General features: G+C 64.8%; 16 protein-coding genes and 1 tRNA gene. 8 read left to right on the top strand and 9 right to left on the bottom strand.

Annotated features, from left to right (window positions below; translation table 11 throughout):
* Nucleotides 1-229: 229 nt before the first annotated feature.
* On the bottom strand, nucleotides 230-364 hold the full coding sequence (locus J7I79_RS24590) for a hypothetical protein (RefSeq protein WP_285291322.1): 135 nt from the start codon (nucleotides 362-364) through the stop codon (nucleotides 230-232).
* 497 nt (nucleotides 365-861) lie between these two features.
* On the opposite strand from J7I79_RS24590, the gene J7I79_RS08870 reads away from it, so the two are divergent.
* The 3 genes from J7I79_RS08870 (at nucleotide 862) to J7I79_RS08860 (ending at nucleotide 3,370) form a co-directional block, all read left to right on the top strand.
* The gene (locus tag J7I79_RS08870; protein WP_214952365.1) at nucleotides 862-1,509 is read left to right on the top strand and encodes a hypothetical protein; all 648 of its coding nucleotides are present in this window, start codon (nucleotides 862-864) and stop codon (nucleotides 1,507-1,509) included.
* A complete protein-coding gene (locus tag J7I79_RS08865) occupies nucleotides 1,499-2,644 on the top strand; it encodes a site-specific integrase (RefSeq protein WP_214952363.1) in 1,146 nt (381 codons plus the stop codon). The genes J7I79_RS08870 and J7I79_RS08865 overlap by 11 nt, the downstream gene beginning before the upstream one ends.
* A gap of 360 nt (nucleotides 2,645-3,004) precedes the next feature.
* A complete protein-coding gene (locus tag J7I79_RS08860; RefSeq protein ID WP_214952360.1) occupies nucleotides 3,005-3,370 on the top strand; it encodes a hypothetical protein in 366 nt (121 codons plus the stop codon).
* Between the two features lie 41 nt (nucleotides 3,371-3,411).
* Here the strand turns inward: J7I79_RS08860 and J7I79_RS08855 are convergent, their stop codons facing one another.
* On the bottom strand, nucleotides 3,412-3,843 hold the full coding sequence (locus J7I79_RS08855) for a hypothetical protein (RefSeq protein ID WP_214952358.1): 432 nt from the start codon (nucleotides 3,841-3,843) through the stop codon (nucleotides 3,412-3,414).
* A 94-nt stretch (nucleotides 3,844-3,937) separates the two neighbouring features.
* Between J7I79_RS08855 and J7I79_RS08850 the strand changes: the two genes are divergently transcribed.
* Both J7I79_RS08850 and J7I79_RS08845 read left to right on the top strand, forming a co-directional pair.
* A complete protein-coding gene (locus J7I79_RS08850; RefSeq protein WP_214952356.1) occupies nucleotides 3,938-4,972 on the top strand; it encodes a hypothetical protein in 1,035 nt (344 codons plus the stop codon).
* A gap of 39 nt (nucleotides 4,973-5,011) precedes the next feature.
* Nucleotides 5,012-5,248: a hypothetical protein gene (locus tag J7I79_RS08845; protein ID WP_214952527.1), complete on the top strand. Its 237-nt coding sequence runs from the start codon at nucleotides 5,012-5,014 to the stop codon at nucleotides 5,246-5,248.
* Between the two features lie 87 nt (nucleotides 5,249-5,335).
* On the opposite strand, the gene J7I79_RS08840 is transcribed toward J7I79_RS08845, so the two are convergent.
* From J7I79_RS08840 to J7I79_RS08810, 7 genes are all read right to left on the bottom strand, one after another.
* Nucleotides 5,336-6,181 (bottom strand): aldo/keto reductase, encoded by an 846-nt coding sequence (locus tag J7I79_RS08840; protein ID WP_214952354.1) that lies wholly within the window; start codon nucleotides 6,179-6,181, stop codon nucleotides 5,336-5,338.
* A gap of 118 nt (nucleotides 6,182-6,299) precedes the next feature.
* Nucleotides 6,300-6,755 (bottom strand): hypothetical protein, encoded by a 456-nt coding sequence (locus J7I79_RS08835; protein ID WP_214952352.1) that lies wholly within the window; start codon nucleotides 6,753-6,755, stop codon nucleotides 6,300-6,302.
* A 7-nt stretch (nucleotides 6,756-6,762) separates the two neighbouring features.
* Entirely contained in the window at nucleotides 6,763-7,386 is a 624-nt protein-coding gene (locus J7I79_RS08830) for a bacterial proteasome activator family protein (protein WP_214952350.1), read from the bottom strand.
* Between the two features lie 179 nt (nucleotides 7,387-7,565).
* A complete protein-coding gene (locus tag J7I79_RS08825; RefSeq protein ID WP_214952349.1) occupies nucleotides 7,566-7,757 on the bottom strand; it encodes a YbdD/YjiX family protein in 192 nt (63 codons plus the stop codon).
* A gap of 13 nt (nucleotides 7,758-7,770) precedes the next feature.
* The gene (locus J7I79_RS08820) at nucleotides 7,771-10,071 is read right to left on the bottom strand and encodes a carbon starvation CstA family protein (protein WP_214952347.1); all 2,301 of its coding nucleotides are present in this window, start codon (nucleotides 10,069-10,071) and stop codon (nucleotides 7,771-7,773) included.
* Nucleotides 10,072-10,247: 176 nt separating this feature from the next.
* Nucleotides 10,248-10,784, bottom strand: coding sequence for a PadR family transcriptional regulator (locus J7I79_RS08815; RefSeq protein WP_214952345.1), 537 nt, complete (start codon nucleotides 10,782-10,784; stop codon nucleotides 10,248-10,250).
* Nucleotides 10,785-10,929: 145 nt separating this feature from the next.
* On the bottom strand, nucleotides 10,930-11,913 hold the full coding sequence (locus J7I79_RS08810) for an NAD(P)H-quinone oxidoreductase (protein WP_214952343.1): 984 nt from the start codon (nucleotides 11,911-11,913) through the stop codon (nucleotides 10,930-10,932).
* A gap of 122 nt (nucleotides 11,914-12,035) precedes the next feature.
* On the opposite strand from J7I79_RS08810, the gene J7I79_RS08805 reads away from it, so the two are divergent.
* The 3 genes from J7I79_RS08805 to J7I79_RS08795 all read left to right on the top strand — a co-directional run bounded on the left by J7I79_RS08805 (nucleotide 12,036) and on the right by J7I79_RS08795 (nucleotide 18,074).
* A tRNA-Ser gene (locus J7I79_RS08805) sits at nucleotides 12,036-12,123 on the top strand.
* Between the two features lie 171 nt (nucleotides 12,124-12,294).
* A complete protein-coding gene (locus J7I79_RS08800) occupies nucleotides 12,295-13,122 on the top strand; it encodes a VOC family protein (RefSeq protein ID WP_214952341.1) in 828 nt (275 codons plus the stop codon).
* A 362-nt stretch (nucleotides 13,123-13,484) separates the two neighbouring features.
* On the top strand, nucleotides 13,485-18,074 hold the full coding sequence (locus tag J7I79_RS08795; protein WP_214952339.1) for an ExeM/NucH family extracellular endonuclease: 4,590 nt from the start codon (nucleotides 13,485-13,487) through the stop codon (nucleotides 18,072-18,074).
* Nucleotides 18,075-18,278: the final 204 nt, after the last annotated feature.

Here is an 18,278-nt window from a genome sequence, read left to right as displayed (position 1 = left end):
CGCTCCAGATAACCGGCACACTGAAGTTCCGAAATGCTGGCGAGTACCGCCGGACTCCTCCTGTCGCGTCCGAGCGAGGCGTTCAACTTCTGCCAGTTGGTGGGTGCTACGCGCCCCAGACCAAGGGAGTCTGCAATGGCAGTTGCCACCAGGCAAGTCCCAGTGCTCAGTGCCATCTCATCGGTAACGGCCTGCAGCCAGTTGTCCCGGTATGTGTTTGTTGCGGTGGTCACAGAGCATCAACCCCTACAGGGTTGGAGAGGTGCCGCGGGTCAAAGTGGTTGCCCAGAGGGGCGATCACCCTGCCCTGCGCGAGCAATTCGCGCCGGCCGCGCAGTTCGCGCGTTGTCCTGCATGTGTACATGTTTTCCTTATTTGTTGACGCCGACAGGCATTCGGCGGGAGATGGAATCGAAGGCCACACGGCCATGGGGGTTCCCCAACTGATCGAGAGGTCGCCTTACCGGGAGCGGGTGCGGGGCGCCCCGCCGAGGCGGCCGCCTGAAGCGATCACGAAGTAGCGCGCTGCTGGCGCGCCCAGCTGATGACGTCGTCGCGGAGGTAGCGACATTGCGATCCAAACTTGTGGAAGCGGGGCCCGATGGCCCGGCCGGACTGAGCCAGCCACTTTTCGGAGACATTCAGATACGCGGCCGTCTGCCGCCTCGTGAGATACGGGGACGTGACGCTATCCAGACGCTGCAAGCTTCCGTGGTGGTTGTTGTCCAAGGGACTCCTTTTGAATAAAAACACGGTTATCTTGCCAAGCATTCTGTGTTGGCAATAGATACAGCATAGCTGGCAACCGTCACGTGTCAAGCACCTTTATGTTGGCAGGCTTATTGTGTTACTGTTTCTCCCATGACCGCAGTGCAGCTTCCCGATCTTGCCCCCAACGTTGAGTACCGCGGCCCCAAAGAGGGCCCAGCCATAGAGGAATATGTGGATGGCGAGGCGGACGTGACCGCGCTGTGGGCGCGATACCTCGTCAATGGATTCGCCGTAAGTATTGGCTGGGACGTTGGCCACCCAATGGGTCATTTCCGCGAACCCAATAAACTGAGCATTGAATTTGATGTGTTCGAACACGGGACGAACGAAGCTCCAACCGAGGGTTCGTTGGAGGGCATCACCACAGCCCTGCTCCGGTCCATACCGATGGCTCACGCGCGCGCCCTCATGCGCGAGCACCACGAACAGCTTTCAGTGACTGACATCCGCCGCGACATCACGCCGTTTCCCACCCGGGTGGAAACCGAGCGCGATTACACACACATTGCCGCGGCTTACGTAGCTCTGGGGGAAGTGTCCGTCGAACCCATCAAGAGGCTTGCGGAATGGAGCGGTGAAAGCATCGACACTTGGTCCGCGCGGCTGCGGCGCGCCAGAGCCAAGGGAATCCTGGAAGGCAAGGGACGCCAGGCCCGGATAGCTCCGGGTTTTTTGAGCATGAAGGACGAAATTTGGTCAAGCATGCGCGCGCGGAAGGACGAGCCCGATGGCCATTAACAAGCTCTCCAGCGGAACCAAGCGGTGGCAGGTCGACTGGACAACGGCCGACAGCAATCGCCGTCGCAAGCGATTCGCCACGAAGCGGGAGGCTGAAGACTTCTGGCACACCACTGTTCGTTCGGTTCAAGGCGGAACCTACATTGATCCCCGTGCAGCTACAAAGCTGACTGTCGCCAAGCTCTATGAAGAGTGGATCGCGAGGATCACGTCCATGGGTGCTAACGGCCGGAAACCGGCCAGTCCGAAGACCGCGGATAATTACAGGCGTTGCTACGAGAACTACGTGGCTCCCCGGTGGGGACAGACACCCATCGGCAAGGTCAGATACGACGACGTCGCCGCCTGGATTGTCACGCTGAAGGGCCGCGACGGCCAGCCGGCGGGGGTGACCACCCGGCGCGAGGTTGCTTTGTACTTCGGCAGGTTGATGGGACATGCCGTCAAGAGGCGGCTGCTAGCAACCAATCCCGCCAAGGATCCGCTTGGCCAGACTGACTACGTTCCCGCTCGCGTGAAGCAACGCGAGCACGTATATCTGACAATGCCGCAGCTTACCGCGCTCGCCAAGGCCTGCGGCGACTTCGAACTTTTCGTAATGGTTGCCGGAACCTGCGGTCTGCGCTGGGGCGAGATCACTGCGCTGACGTATGAAGATCTCGACCTGGGCGACAAACCTGCCATGGCGGTCAGCAAGGCATACTCCGACGTCGGTGGACAGCTCGTTCTTGGCCCAACGAAGGGTGGCGAGAGCAGGGTCGTGCCGCTGCCTACATTGGTAGCCCAACGCCTTAAGGGAAGCTCGGGCAGTTCGAGCGCGAGCGCCCGGGTATTCGGCGGGGCACGGGGATCCGTGCTGCGGAACAGCACCTGGACCCGCCGCCACTACTCCCCCGCTATCGCAGAGCTACAGGCCGCGGTATCAAATTTTCCACGGCCAACGTTCCACGACCTCCGGCATACCGCCGTGAGTCTTGCCATCAGCTCCGGGGCCAACGTCAAAGTCGTTCAGCGCATTGCCGGGCATGCCAGCGCCACCATGACGCTGGATACTTATGCCGGCCTTTTTGATCACGATCTTCATGACAGTGCAGGACGTCTAAACGCTGCCCTTGCACGGTTGGGCTGGGAGTAAGCCGTCACTTTTTCGTCACCAAAGTGGCGCAGACTCCATGTCACGTATGCAGAATCGCATTCACTCGTAATGAAAAGGTCATCAGTTCGATTCTGATAGGAAGCTCGGGATAAACCCCGTATTGTCGTTGATTTCGACGATGGTGCGGGGTTTTTCGCTGGTTTGATGCAGGTGCCCACGACGCGGTGTGAACCTTGCCAACCAGGCGTTCCCCAGCCTTGAATTGCCCGGTTCGACCGGCGTCGCCCTGTCCGCTCCGGTCCACCTGACCCCGGCGCCACCGTGAACCTCCGCGAGCCCGATGTCTTGGATGGGAACCTAATGTCACTGCCGCCGTACTATCCAACACCAACACCGCCGATGGTCACTCACGGGACCGAGCTTCCGCAGTGGGCGAAGGGGTTCCGCACCACGCTGTTGGTCTGCCACGCACTGGGGATGATCGGCGTCGCCGTGTTTCTGTTTGCCCTCATGGTTCCTGTGGAGCCAGGAATGGGCGGCACGGCGCAAAAGGCGTGGACTCTGCTCTTCCTGTGGATCTGGATCATGATCACGGCGATTCCCTACGCCATCGCCAACATCGTGTACGGGATCCTGTGGCTCAGCAGCCTTCGCGGAAAAGGCCACCGGGTGAACAAGTTCAGCACCGTCTTCCTGGTGGCCCCGCCGTTGATCATCTCCGCAGCTGTCATTGGCTGGACCTTCCAGGCGTTCGGCAGCCGATAGGAGCGGTGCGGACTGCTGCAGCGCCTGGAGGACCGTGGAACCTATGGCCCGTCACCGGACCACTTCCGGTTGTTATGGAAAGACACACCTCCGGTGAGCCCCGCCAGGGCCGCCGGTAAGGCGAACAAACCAAGGACCTGCGGCATCAGCGATGGTGGAGTTGTGACCATCGTGGCCAGGCCCACCAAGGCAACCGGCGCGGCAACGCCGATCGTGACCCAGAGCGGATACTGCCGGACCTGGGACCAGACGGCCGCCGCAATGGATGCGGCCGATCCGGCGAGCATGAACAGCCTGCCGACGCGCAATCGCTCCACAAACTCCGGTACTGGCTCGTAGACGGACAGCATCGTCCGCTCCAAAGATATGCCCGTCAGGACGATGGAAGCACCGACTAACGCCGCCCAATGCAGCTCCCGCCGCCTCCACCACGGGCGGACGACGTAGCGTTCATCACTCGGTGAGTTCGTCACTCTGCGATCTTATCCACTGGTCACCGGAGGCGCCGCCGCAGTCGTGCAGCCCACTCGAAGGCGCGGAAGCGGCCGCGGACCATATGATGCTCGCATGGATGAGCAACAACTGGCGGACATCGCCGCCGCGCTCTACAGGCTGCCGCTGGAGGAGTTCGTGACCGCACGGACAACAGCCGCAAAGGCTGCCGCGGCGGATTGCGGCCGCGCCCCGGCCGACGATGTCCGTGCCCTGCCCAAGCCCTCTGCGGCGGCTTGGGCCGTCAACATGCTCGCGGTGCACCGTCCTGGCCCGCTCAAGGAACTCGCAGAGCTTGGAGCATTGATGCGCAGCGCCCAGGATGACCTCGACGCCGGCGCCCTCCGCTCGCTCGCACAGGAACGGCGGCAGTTACTGAACAGGGTCATGGACACGGCACGTACGGTGGCGGAAGAGCACGGCCGCAAGCTCAGCGGTGCGGTGGCCACCGAAGTGGAACAAACGTTGCGGGCCGCCACCGTGGACGAGGGTGCGGCCACCGCCGTGCGGAGCGGCAGGCTGCTCCGGGTACTCTCGGCGGACGGCGTGGATCGCGTGGACCTACGCGACGCTGTGGCGGTCCCCTCCGTCCTGACCCTCCCGGCGGTCCCGGCACCGGAGACGGGGCAGGCGCCGGACACGGGGCAGGCACTCGAGGCGAAACAGCCCGCACAGGCGCCCGGGAAGCCTCCACGGCGCGCCGCTAAGGCCGGCACCCGTGCGGACGGTGCGCCCGCCGGAACTTCCGCTGAGAAACCGCGCCTGCAGGCCGTCAGGACGGAGCGGCCGGCCCCGACGCCGTCGGCTGTGGAGCGCGCCGCGGCACGGCTGGCCGAAGCGGAAGAAACGGCTGGCTCAGCAGCGGAGGAAGCCCGACTCCGCACGGAGGAATTCGAAGAGGCGGAAGCGGACGTGACCCGGCTCGGGGAAGAAGCACGCAGCCTTCGCGAACGGCTCAGGGTTGTTGACGTCCAGTTCGACCAGGCCAGGAAACGGCGGGAGACGGCGGCAGCCCAGATGCAGCTGGCTTCCCGCGCCGCGGAGAAAGGCCGGCGCGCGGAAGTGCTCGCCCGTGAAAGGGTGCTCCGGCTTCGCAACACGCCGGACTGAGTGGCCTTTACTGTCAGGGGTCGGTTGCACACTGGATTCATGGATACGAACCTCAGCAACACAAAGGCCTCCGCTCGGGCTAACCACGGCGGCGACGCCACTGGGCACCGGGAATTCCACGTCACCTACTTTGATGCCGACTGCGGCCTGATCCGGTCAGAGGTGTTCGACACCCTGGCCGAAGCGGAGCGTTTCGCCGGCCGCAACGTTTCCGACGAGCAGGGGTGGGCTGTCATCGACGCCGTGCCTGCTCAGCAGCGCCGCCTGGCAGCCTGAGAAAACGCGGGACGCCCCGCACTGCGTAAGTGCGGGGCGTCCCGTGATAGCCGCTTCGGCGCTAAACCTCCAGGCCCTTGTGTCCGCCTAGGCGAAGTCGGAGACGGCCGGGTCCGGGCCGATGCGGCCGGCTCCCTCAGCAGTCCGGTCCAGCCCGTTGATCGTCTCGATGTCGGCGCTGTCCAATGTGACGTCGAGGGCCGCGTGGTTTTCGCGGATCCGGGACTCCGTGACGGACTTCGGAATCACCACATTGCCGATGGCCAGGTGCCAGGCAATGACCACCTGTGCCGGCGTGGCCTTGTGCTTGGCTGCGATCTCTGCGATGGCAGGGTGCTCGAGGAGCTCGCCGCCCTGGCCCAGCGGTGACCACGCCTGGGTGAGGATGCCCTTGGACGCATTGAATTCGCGCAGTTCCGCCTGGTTGAAGAACGGGTGCAGCTCCACCTGGTTGATAACCGGGACAACACCGGTTTCGTCGATGATCCGCTGCAGTCCCTCAGTGGTGAAGTTGGAGACACCGATGGACTTGACCCGGCCGCGCTTCTGCAGCTCGATCAGCGCCTTCCAGGTGTCCACGTACTTGTCCTGCTGCGGCTGCTGCCAGTGGATCAGGTACAGGTCCAGGGTTTCGAGGCCCAACCGGTCCATGGATGCCTCGAAGGCGGCAAGGGTGGACTCGTAGCCCTGGTCCGCATTCCACAGCTTGGTGGTGATGAAAATGTCCTCCGGCGTGAGCCCGGAGCGTTCAATGGCGCGGCCCACCCCTGCTTCGTTGCCATAGATCTTGGCGGTGTCGATGTGGCGGACTCCGGCCTCGAAGGCCTGGACCACTACCTTTTCCGCCACGTCGTCCTCAACCTGCCACACCCCGTAGCCGAGCTGGGGAATGGTGTTGCCGTCGTTGAAAGTCAGTTCAGGAGAAAGAGTCATTCGTTCATCGTGCCAAGGACGTGCACCGCCCGGCCAGCGAAACCGGCCGGCTAAGCTAGGCGCTTAACCGGGAATAGCGGCCCGGCCTCCCGGGCTGCCGCCAGAGGCTCCCAGCCCGCTACGAATCCTGCGGCTGTTCAGCAAGGCGGCGTTCGGCGTCGGCGATCTGTTCAAAAACCGATTCCGCACGGCGGCGCACCGAGGCAGCCCCGACCGGCACGGGCCCGACGGCGAGGCGCAGCATCGCCGCCGCCTCCGCCGTGGTGGCGAGGGAGTTGCCGGCCTTGGACAGCGACCGGTGGACGCCTGCCAGTGCTCCCGGGATATCCAGACCGTCGCTGGGTGAACGCCGCTGCGCTTCGACACAAACCTCCCGGACCCGGACGGAGAGGGCGGCGAGTTCGTTGGCGATTTCCACCAGCTCGGCATACAGCTGGTCATCCTCCACACCCTCCAGGACCTGGTGGTACCGGTCAAGCCCGCGGTGGAAACGGTCATGGGCGCGCCGCCACAGACCCTTGCCGAGCTCGGCGTCGTCCTTCCGCCCCTGGCGGGCAGCTGCAAAAAATGCCACCGGGACCCTAAAGGTATTGGCCGGGACCATGGTCCGGATCATCCGTTGTGCCGGCCTTCTCGGCGCCGGGGTGCGCGGCCCGGGCCCGCTCCGGCGTACCGTCCTCGCCGATCACGACGCCGGGGGCGATCACCGTCCCGGGAGGCAGCTGGCGCAGCTGCCGCTGTGCCATGGCGTGTTCGCGGGCTGCATGCTGGGCGGCGATGGCGGTCTGAATGCCGTGGAACAGCCCTTCCAGCCAACCGACCAGCTGGGCCTGGGCGATGCGGAGTTCCGCGTCGGACGGTGTGGCCTGTTCGGGAAACGGCAGGCTGATCCGTTCCAGCTCTTCAACGAGTTCCGGTGCCAGCCCTTCTTCCAGTTCCTTGATGGAGCGTTCGTGGATTGCCGCCAGCCGCCCGCGCGCGGCGTCGTCGAGCGGTGCCGACTTCACCTCATCCAGCAGCTGCTTGATCATCGTGCCGATCCGCATCACCTTGGCGGGCTCGTCCACCAGGTCCTGGAGGTTACTGCCCTTGGGCCGGGGCCCGGCATCAGGGTTCGGCGCGGGGGCGGAAAGAGCCGCGTCGTCGAGAGTGGTGCCCTCTACAGGGGCGTCAACCGCAGGCTGAGTGTCGTTCGGATCGCTCATGGCTTCATACTCTCACGAGCAACCAGCACAGGTGCCAGTCAATGAACGCAGTTGACCCGGACGGGACTGGCGGCGCCCGGGAAAGGCCGAGGGCGCCGTCGGCCCCTTAAGGATCCGGCGGCGCCCTCGGGCTGCGGAGTTGTTTTCAGCAGGAGCGGCAGCTCAGCAGCAAAGGCCGGTCAGCAGCAGCGGCCCTGGGGATTGCTGTCCTGGCGGTCCGTGTGGTCCCGCCAGAACTCGCGCTCGCTCATGGGCGCACCCTCATGCCCTGAGGCCGTGTGGTGCTCCAGGTACTTCCTATAGGCGTCCGCACCCATCACACTGCCGAAGTACCGGGCGAAGCCGCGGAACCCCTCGAGTATGGCGCTCATGACCGGGTCCGCATCAGTGGTGCCCGGGCGTTTCGAGCCGCAGCTCGGCGGGAAGCTTGTTCCACTCGGCCATGAGTTCCCGCTCTGCCGCCGTGGGAATCAATCCCGCCGGAGCGTAGCCCCGGGACGGCACGGCCGGGTCCTCGTGGTCATCATGACCAACGCCGGCGGCCTCGTTGCGGAAGGCCTTCGCCGTGGCGATCACGCCCGTGATGATGACGATGATGCTCAGCACCACGAAGATCACCGACAGCCAGCCCTGGATCATGGTGTTGCGGACCACGGCCTCCATGGCAGCGACGGTCTTGGCGGTTCCGAATTCCGTCTTGCCGTCCGCCAAGGCCTTGGAGAAGGCCGCATTGTTGGCGAAGTAGCCCACGGCCGGGACGGGCGAGAAGATCTTTTGGAAGCTCGCCGTGATGGTCACAACGGCAGCGAACGCCAGCGGCAGGGCCACAATCCAGAGGTACTTCAATGAGCCCCGCTTGGCTGCGATGGCCAGGCAGACGGACAGTGCGATGGCAGCGAGCAGCTGGTTGGCGATACCGAACAGCGGGAACAGCGTATTGATGCCGCCCAGCGGGTCCGTAACACCCATCAGGAGCACGGCGCCCCAGGCCCCGACCATGACCGCCGTGCACAGCCAGGCTCCCGGCCGCCAGGAGTGTTCCTTGAACTTGGGGATGAAGTTGCCGATGGAGTCCTGCAGCATAAAGCGGGCCACGCGGGTCCCGGCATCCACGGCGGTCAGGATGAACAGCGCCTCGAACATGATGGCGAAGTGGTACCAGAAGGCCATCATGGCCGTGCCGCCGATGAACTGCTGCATGATGTGGGCGAGCCCCACTGCCAGGGTGGGGGCACCGCCGGTGCGGGAGACAATGCTTTGCTCGCCGACGTTGGCGGCCGTCTCGGAGAGCAGATCGGGCGTGATGTTGACGCCGGCAAGCCCCAGGCTGTTGACCCAGGTGGCGGCGGTTTCCACCGTGCCTCCGGTCAGGGCGGCCGGGGAGTTCATGGCGAAGTACAGCCCGCGGTCGATGGAGATGGCTGCCACGAGGGCCATGATGGCCACGAAGGATTCCATCAGCATGCCGCCGTAGCCGATCAGGCGGGTCTGGCGTTCCTTTTCGATCAGCTTCGGCGTGGTGCCGGAGGAGATCAGGGCATGGAACCCGGATAGCGCGCCGCAGGCAATGGTGACGAAGAGGAACGGGAAGAGGGCCCCCGGGAACACAGGCCCGTTCTCGCGGCTGGCAAATTCGCTGAAGGCGGGAACCGTGATCTCAGGCCGCACCACAATGATGGCCAGGGCCAGCATAACGATGACGCCGATCTTCATGAACGTGGAAAGGTAGTCCCGGGGTGCCAGGAGCAGCCACACGGGCAGGATCGCGGCGATGAAGCCGTACACGATGAGGCCCCAGGCAATGGTGACCTTGTCCAGGTGGAAGAATGCCGCACCCCACTCGGTGCCGGCCACGGCGCCGCCGCCGATGATCGCGGCCATCAGCAGGACGAAACCGATCAGGGAGACCTCCAGGACCTTGCCGGGCCGGAGGAAGCGGAGATACACGCCCATGAACAGCGCGATGGGGATGGTCATACCTACGGAGAAGACGCCCCAGGGGCTTTCGGCCAGGGCGTTCACGACGACGAGGGCGAGGATGGCCACGATGATCACCATGATGAGCAGGGTGGCTACCAGGGCGGCGGTGCCGCCGATGACGCCGAGCTCCTCGCGGGCCATCTGGCCCAGCGAGCGGCCGCCGCGCCGCATCGAGAAGAACAGGACGAGGTAGTCCTGGACCGCTCCGGCCAGCACGACGCCGATGATGATCCAGATAGTGCCGGGCAGGTAGCCCATCTGGGCCGCAATGACCGGGCCCACCAGCGGTCCGGCCCCGGCGATTGCCGCGAAGTGGTGGCCGAACAGGACGTTGCGGTCGGTGCGGACGTAGTCCTTGCCGTCCGCCTTGTACTCAGCGGGAGTGGCACGGCGGTCGTTCGGCCTGGTGATGTAGCGTTCGATCACCTTGGAGTAGAAGCGGTAGCCGATCAGGTACGTACAGACGGAGGCAAACACGAACCAGATCGCGTTGACTGTTTCCCCTCTGACAATGGCCAGCATGAACCAGGCGACACCGCCGAGCAGCGCGATGGCGGCCCAGATCGCGATTTTCGTCGGTGTCCACTTGCGCTCTTCGGCCTCCAGTGCCACCTCGTCCACCGACGTTGGCGGAAGTTTTGGATCCGGTACCAGCACGTCGTCGTCCAGTGCTGTCCGTGCCTTGCCATCTGGCATTTTGCCCATGTCTCCTCCTCGAGAACCCCAGCTTAAGAGTGATCTGCCCCATGGCACCATAGCAGGGCGCCTGGGACCGGGATATTGGTTTTGGGACGTGGCCATGCGTCCCTCGCCGAGCGGTCGGAGGGCAGCGTTAAGCGGCAGGAATTCGGCGCCGTTCGTCTTCGCCGTGGTTGGCGGGGCTAGGGGGCAGGGCTGTCCAGTTGGGCCATCCGTGCTTCGCAGAGGTCCAGCCACCGGACCTCGGCTTCGGTCTGGAAGATCAGCGAATCAAGCACCAGCAGCCATGCGGTATCCGCCCTGCGCTGGTTGGCAGAAGTGTCACGACGGGACTTGGTGTAGTCCTGCAGGGCCTTCACTGATGCGACTCGCTGTGCCTGGATGACGGCAGCGACATCCACACCGGGGATCGTCACGGCGAGGGCGAGCTTGATGGCAAGTTCGTTCCGGGGAGGGTTGCCGCGGCCTACCGGAGCCTGGAACCATCCAACGACTTCGCTCCGGCCCGCGTCCGTGATGCTGTAGATAACGTGGCCTTCGCCGTCGCCGCCATCGTTCCTGACCAGCCCGTCCCGCTCCAACCGGTCCAGGGTGGTGTAAACCTGCCCAATGTTCAGCGGCCAGGCGGAGCCGGTGCGGTCCTCGAACTCGACCCTCAACTGGTACCCGTAACGGGATTTGTCCTGGAGCAGGGCGAGGAGACTATGACGAATGGACATGCTGCCCCCTGATGTCGCAAAGACGACGGCATACACGCGCCCCCAAGACGCGTGCATACCGCGTATGGAATTACAGTAGCGTGATTTAGCGCCGGGAGCAATACTGGGTATTCATTCGGGGCGGGTTCCGCTACAACCGGTCCCGCTACATGACCAGGAGGACCTTCCCCACGTGGTCGCCGGAGTCGAAGTACTCGTGGGCTGCACTCACCTGGTCCAAAGGGAAGGACTTGGCCACCAGAGGCCGGATGCGCCCGTCGGTCAGGAGCGGCCACACGGATTCCCGCACCGCGTTCATGATCACGCCCTTCTCGGCCACCGGACGCGGGCGAAGTGCGGTGCCGATGATCGCGGCCCGCTTGCTGAGGAGCTTCCCGAGGTCAAGTTCCGCCTTGGTGCCGCCCTGGAGCCCGATCACGATGAGCCGGCCGTAGTCCGCCAGCGCGTCAACGTTCTGCTGGAGGTACTTGGCACCCACGACATCAAGGATGACGTCGGCGCCACGGCCGCCGTTTTGTGCCCGGAGGGATTCGGGAAAATCCTCCTCGGTGTAGTTGATCGCGATGTCTGCGCCCAGGAAGGCCTTGGCGGTACCCACCTTCTCGGCGGTGCCGGCGGTGGTGGCAACCTTGGCGCCGAAGGCCTTGGCAAGCTGGATGGCCATGGTGCCGATGCCGCCTGTGGCACCGTGGATCAGCACGGTCTCGCCCGGGTGGAGCTGCGCCGTCATAATCAGGTTCGAGTAAACGGTGGCCGCCACTTCGGGGAGGGAAGCGGCGGTGACCAGGTCCACGCCGTCGGGAATCCTCAGCACCTGTTCGGCGGGGACCGCCACCTGCTGCGCGTAGCCGCCGCCCGCAAGCAGCGCCACAACCTTCTCCCCCACGGAAAACGGCTTGGACACGTCCGGGCCGAAGCCGGCTATCCGGCCGGAAACTTCCAGGCCCAGGATCTCTGAGGCGCCGGGCGGCGGCGGGTAGAAGCCCCTGCGCTGCTGGACGTCGGCACGGTTGAGTCCCGCGGCGACGACGTCGATCAGCACCTCGCCCGGGCCCGGAACCGGAGCCGGAACCTCGCGCACTTCGAGCACCTCGGGCCCGCCGGCCTTGCTTACGTAGACGGCCTTCATGGAAAACTCCCGATTCCTAGCTGCTTCCTGCCACAAAAATTGTGTGCAGCGGCCGCGCCGGCCCGCAAACACTCCGGACGGTTTTTGTCGCAGCCAACTGCCTATGAAACACTACTCGGTAAGGAAGGTTGTCCGAGCGGCCGAAGGAGCTGGTCTTGAAAACCAGTGTGCGGTAACCCCGTACCAAGAGTTCGAATCTCTTACCTTCCGCGAACGATGCCCCGGGGCCCTGAACCATCAGGACCTGGGGCATTTTCCGTTAAGTGAAAGTTTGGACCGGGACCATTGAAAGTGTCGGTGCTCCGGAATAGTGTCTGGTTTGTCTTCACCGACCATCCCTTCACCGCGGCCCTGTTGCCGCGGATACCGACAGGAGCCACTATGCCCAGCCCTGACATCACTCCCGGCGCACCCAGCTGGATCGACCTCATGACTTCGGACGCCGCCACCGCCAAGCAGTTCTACGGAGAACTGTTCGGGTGGGACTTCCAGACGGGCGACGAGGAGAAATACGGCGGCTACATCACGGCCTGGAAAAACGGCAAGTCCGTGGCCGGACTCATGCAGAAGGATGACACCATGGCCGGAATGCCGGACGTGTGGACGACCTACCTGCGCTCGGACGACGCCGCCGCCACGGCAGCCGCCGTCACCGAGCACGGCGGCCAGGTCTTCATGCCGCCCATGGACGTCCCGGAACAGGGCGTGATGGCCATGTTCGGAGATGCCACCGGAGCAGCCATCGGAATCTGGCAGCCGCGCGAAATGACGGGTTACCAGCTCGTGGCCGAGCCCGGCGCAGCAGCCTGGCACGAACTCCACACCAAGGACTACGCCACCGCCGTGAAGTTCTACCAGGACGTCTTTGGCTGGGAAACGGACGTCATGAGCGACACTCCCGAGTTCCGTTACACCACGTTGGGCGCAGGGGATGCAGCGAAGGCCGGCATCATGGACGCTTCGGGCTACCTGCCGGCCGAGGTTCCGTCCAACTGGCAGGTCTATTTCGCCGTCGAGGACGCGGATGCCTCCATTGAGAAGGCAGTCAGCCTCGGCGGAAAGGTGATCGACGCACCGGACGACACTCCATTCGGCCGGCTGGCCACCCTTGCCGACCCCACCGGCGCAATGTTCAAGATCGTGGCAGATACCGGGCAGGGAGCCGCCGATCAGGCCGGAACAGGAGACGCAGACGCCTCCGGGGCGTAAAGCCTCCGGGCGTTCCATCTAAGTAAATTGATGTAAGAAATACCGGCCAGCGGCTCCCATCCGAGCTACTGGCCGGTATTCTTTTGGCATGTCCGGCACATGGGGTGGGCCGGAATCCACACCAAACAAAAACACCGTTGCCGGGACCGGGCCGATGCCGCCCCGGGGCCGGCGGTGAACGTTTCGCTGGGGGACGTCTCGCAGAATGCACGCTAAATCAATCGCACGTTCATTCAACCCTGTTTTGCTGTGCCGGAAACTACTTGACCAGGAGTAAAGTCCGGGCCCTTTGTCCGTTGCCACAAGCCGGACACATTCCACTGAGCCCCTTACCCGGGGCACCCTAATGAGAGTTAGAGCGGATGAAACGCACACCTTGGAAAATTGCGCTGGGCACGGCGTTGTCAGCGGGGCTCATCGCCGCTCCGTTGACGGCCGTCCCGGCGTTTGCAGCGGAGGTCCCACCAGCCGCTGCAGGTACATCGCCCGTCGTCATCAACGAGGCCTACCTCAGCGGCGGCAGCACCGGCGCAGCCTACAAGCACAAGTTTGTGGAGCTGTACAACACCTCTGATGCGCCCGTATCGCTGGACGGCTGGTCCCTTCAGTACCGCTCGGCCGGGGGCACGTCGGCGCCGAACGGGGTCGCGGCCCTCAGTGGCAGCATCCAGGCGAAGGGGCACTATCTGGTCCAGGGCGGCACGAACAGCGCCACATCCACGGCCGCCGAGCTGCCCGCGCCGGACGCCGTGGCCACCGGGCTGAACCCGTCCGGTACGGCAGGAACGCTGATCCTGGCCAGGCAGGCCACTGCCGTCAGCCCGCTGGCCACCGGTTCGGTGATCGAGCCGGCCAACGTTGCGGACCTGCTGGGCTACGGCACATCCAACACCTTCGAGACGCAGGCCGCGGCTGCGCCGGCCGGGAACACCGACGTCAAGAGCCTGAACCGCTCCAACGGAGGGGACGGCAACAACAACGCCGCCGACTTCGCGCTCAGCGCCACCATCACGCCGACAGCCACCGGCGGCACTGTGGATCCGGATCCCGTCGATCCTGACCCCGTGGATCCTCCCCCTGCCCCCGCAGCCAGGACCATCGCTGAAATCCAGGGTTCCGGTGCGGCCAGCCCGTTCATCGGCGCCACTGTCACTACCCGGGGCAAGGTGACCGCGGCGTTCCCCACCGGCGGTTTCGCCGGGTTCTACGTCCAGACGCCGGGAACCGGCGGCGATCTGACCCCGGCCAACCACACGGCGTCGGACGCTGTCTTCGTCTACTCCCCCGCCGCCGTCGGGTCCGTCACGGTCGGCGACTACGTCGAAATCACCGGCGCCGTCAGCGAGTTCTTCGGCATGACGCAAGTGAACGTGACTGACGCCGCCGGCCTGACAAAGCTTGCCGAAGCTGCTCCGGAAGTGAAGTCCACCGGCTTCGCCCTCCCGGCGGACGAAGCCTTCCGCGAATCCCTGGAAGGCATGCTGCTGACTCCGCAGGGCGCGGTGACCGTCACCGACAACTACTCCCTGAACCAGTACGGCGAAATCGGCCTGGCAGGCGGAACCACTCCGCTGGAACAGCCCACCGCCGTCGCCCCGTACGGTTCGGCTGACTACACGGCCACCGTGGCGGCCAACGCCGCCCGCGGTATCAAGCTCGACGACGGTGCCACCACCAACTTCCTCAAGGACGCCACGACGAAGGCGCAGGTGCTGCCGTACCTGACCACTGCGGATCCCGTCCGGGCGGGTTCGCCGGTGACCTTCCAAACCAACGTGGTGCTCAGCTACGCCAACAACGCCTGGAAGTTCCAGCCTCTGACCCACCTGACGCCGGAAAATGCGGGCATCGTCCAGCCGGCAACTTTCGGGGCCACCCGCGCCGAGGCCCCGGCCGCCGTCGGAGGCAACCTGAAAATTGCCTCCTTCAACGTGCTGAACTACTTCCCCACCACCGGCGACCTGCTCGCGGGCTGCACGTTCTACAAGGACCGTGACGGCAACCCGCTCACTGTCCAGGGCGGCTGTGACGCCCGCGGTGCCGCCAACGCCGAGAACCTCAAGCGGCAGCAGGACAAGATCGTGGCGGCCATCGGCAAGTCCGGCGCCGACGTCGTGTCCCTGATGGAGGTCGAGAACTCGGCACAGTTCGGCAAGGACCGCGACGACGCCCTGGCCAAACTGGTGGACGCCCTGAACATTGCCACGCCCGGCATCTGGGACTACGTCCGCACCCCTGCCAACGCTCCCCCGCTGGCTGACGAGGACATGATCCGCACTGCATTCATCTACAGGAAGGCCGTGGCGGAGCCGGTGGGCGAATCCATCATCCACAACGACACAGTGGCCTTCGCCAGTGCCCGCAAACCGCTGGCGCAGGTGTTCAAACCGGTTGGCGGGTCCGACGAGAAGAAGTTCATCGCCATTGCCAACCACTTCAAATCGAAAGGATCGGCTGCCACTGCGGAGGACACCGACAAGGGCCAGGGCGCCTCGAACCTTGCCCGCACTGAGCAGGCCAAATCCCTCCTCGCGTTCTCGAACGAACTGCAGTCCTCGAAGGGTACCGACAAGGTCTTCCTGATGGGCGACTTCAACGCCTACGCCAAGGAGGACCCCATCAACGTCCTCACGGCCGCCGGTTATGCCAACCAGGACGAGAAGGCCAGGAACGCCGACGGGACCGCCAAGCACTCGTACCTCTTCGGTGGCCTGGTGGGGTCCCTGGACCACGTCCTTGCGTCGCCGGGTGCGAACGCTGTGGTCACCGGCGCCGACATCTGGAACATTAACTCCGTGGAGTCCGTGGCTCTGGAGTACAGCCGGTATAACAACAATGTGACCAACTACTACGCGCCGGACCAGTTCAGGGCGAGCGACCACGATCCCGTGGTGGTGGGCCTGGACCTGCCGGCCGCACCTGTCACCCCGGCGAGCGTTGACCTGAACTTCCTGGGCATCAACGATTTCCACGGACGCATCGACTCCAACACTTTCCTGTTCGCGGCAACCATCGAAAAGCTCCGCGAGGCTGCCGCTCCCGGCGCCACGGCGTTCCTGTCCGCAGGAGACAACATTGGGGCCTCGCTGTTCGCCTCGGCCGTCGCCAAGGACCAGCCCACCCTCGATGTGCTGAACACCCTCGAACTGAGGGCGTCCTCAGTAGGCAACCACGAGTTCGACGGCGGCTGGGCGGACCTGCGCGACCGCGTCGTCGCGGGCGGAACGAACGCCAGGTTTCCCTACCTCGGCGCCAACGTCTACAAGAAGGGGACCACGGAACCGGCCCTGCCGGAATACACCGTGCTGGAGATGAACGGCGTCAAGGTGGCCGTGATCGGCACAGTCACCCAGGAAGTGCCGTCGCTGGTCACCCCGGCGGGCATCGCCGAGCTTGAGTTCGGGGATCCCGTCGAGGCGATCAACCGCGTTGCCGCGAAGATCACCGGCGACAAGCTCGCCGACGTCATCATCGTGGAGAACCACGACGGCGCCGGGTCCGGTACGCCCGACGGTTCCACTTTCGAACAGGAAGTGGCGGCCGGAGGCCCCTTCGCCAAACTGGTCAATGAAACCTCTCCCGATGTTGACGCGATCTTCAACGGCCACACCCACAAGCAGTACTCCTGGGATGCCCCGGTGCTCGATGCCAGCGGCCAGCCGACGGGCAAGACCCGCCCCGTCGTGCAGACCGGCAGTTACGGCGAATTCATCGGCCAGATCCAGCTGACGGTTGATACAACGACGATGCAGGTGACGGGCTACAAAGCCGGCAACGTCAAGCGGACCGTGCCCACGGCTTCGGAGACGGCGGCGGACCTGATGGCCAGATATCCACGCGTTGCAGCAGTCAAAACGATTGTGGACAAGGCACTGGCGGACGCCGCGGTGGTGGGCAACCAGCCCGTCGGGAAGGTGACTGCTGATATCACCACGGCCTTCACGCCGGCCACGGCAACCAGCCCGGCAGCGCGTGACGACCGCGCGAGCGAATCCACCCTGGGCAACCTCGTGGCGGATTCCCTGGTGGACGCGCTCAAGGCGCCCGACCTCGGCGCCGCGGAAATCGGCGTCGTGAACCCCGGCGGCCTGCGCAACGAGCTGTACTTCGCGCCGGACGGGACCATCACGTACGCGGAGGCGAACGCCGTGCTTCCGTTCGTGAACAACCTTTGGACCACGTCCCTGACCGGGGCGCAGTTCAGGACGCTCCTGGAACAGCAGTGGCAGACCAACCCGGACGGCACGGTCCCCAGCCGCGCCTACCAGCAGCTTGGGCTGTCCAGGAACGTCAACTACACGTACGACGCCGCCCGCGCCGCAGGTGACCGGATCACGTCCATCCGGGTCGACGGCTCCCTGATCGATCCGGCCAAGTCCTACCGCATCGGCACGTTCGGCTTCCTGGCAACCGGCGGCGACAACTTCCGGATCTTCAAGGACGGCGTCGGCACCAAGGATTCCGGCCTCGTGGACCGCGACGCCTGGATCAAGTACCTGCAGGGCCACAATCCGGTGTCGCCGGACTTTGCCCGCCGCACCGTGGCTGTTGTGAACACCACGGCGGCGGAGGTCAAAGCCGGGGGCTCCATCACGCTTGCGGTCTCCAATCTGGACCTCACGTCCCTGGGCAGCCCGGTCAACACCTCGCTCACGGCCGCCTTCACGGATGCGGCCGGAACGGTGAGCCAGCTCGGCACGGTCCCGGTGTCAGCGGGCGCGGCGGCAGTGGATGTGAAGGTTCCGGCCGGCGCAGCCTCCGGCACCGGAACCCTGTTGCTTACCGCGGCCGAATCCGGGACCGTGGTCAAGGCCGCAGTCCAGGTTGCCGCCAGCGGCCCGGTCCCGCCGGCCTGCACGGCGCCTGTGCCGCCCACCAAGTGGTACGACTTCCCGGGCTGGATCAGGTACGGCGTGGCCTGGCTCCAGTACCAGAAGTGCCTGAAGGGCTAGTTTCCAAGCCTGACAGCAAATGAACGTGCCCCGCCCCGGCCACGGACTCCGGAGTCCGTGGCCGGAGGGCGGGGCATGTTTTCGTTGGGGCAGGTGAGAGAGAGTTTGCCGGTCCTCCTGCGACGCTCTCTCACTACCTCGAAGAAAGTGAGAGAGCGTTCGCCCAAAAGGCCCCAAAAGTGAGAGAGCGTCGGCAAAAAGGGT

The organism is Arthrobacter sp. ISL-69 (assembly GCF_018613775.1).
In the GTDB taxonomy this organism is placed as follows: Bacteria; Actinomycetota; Actinomycetes; order Actinomycetales; family Micrococcaceae; genus Arthrobacter.
Note: the sequence above shows the minus strand (reverse complement) of the source record. Positions and strands in the feature narration are given on the sequence as shown.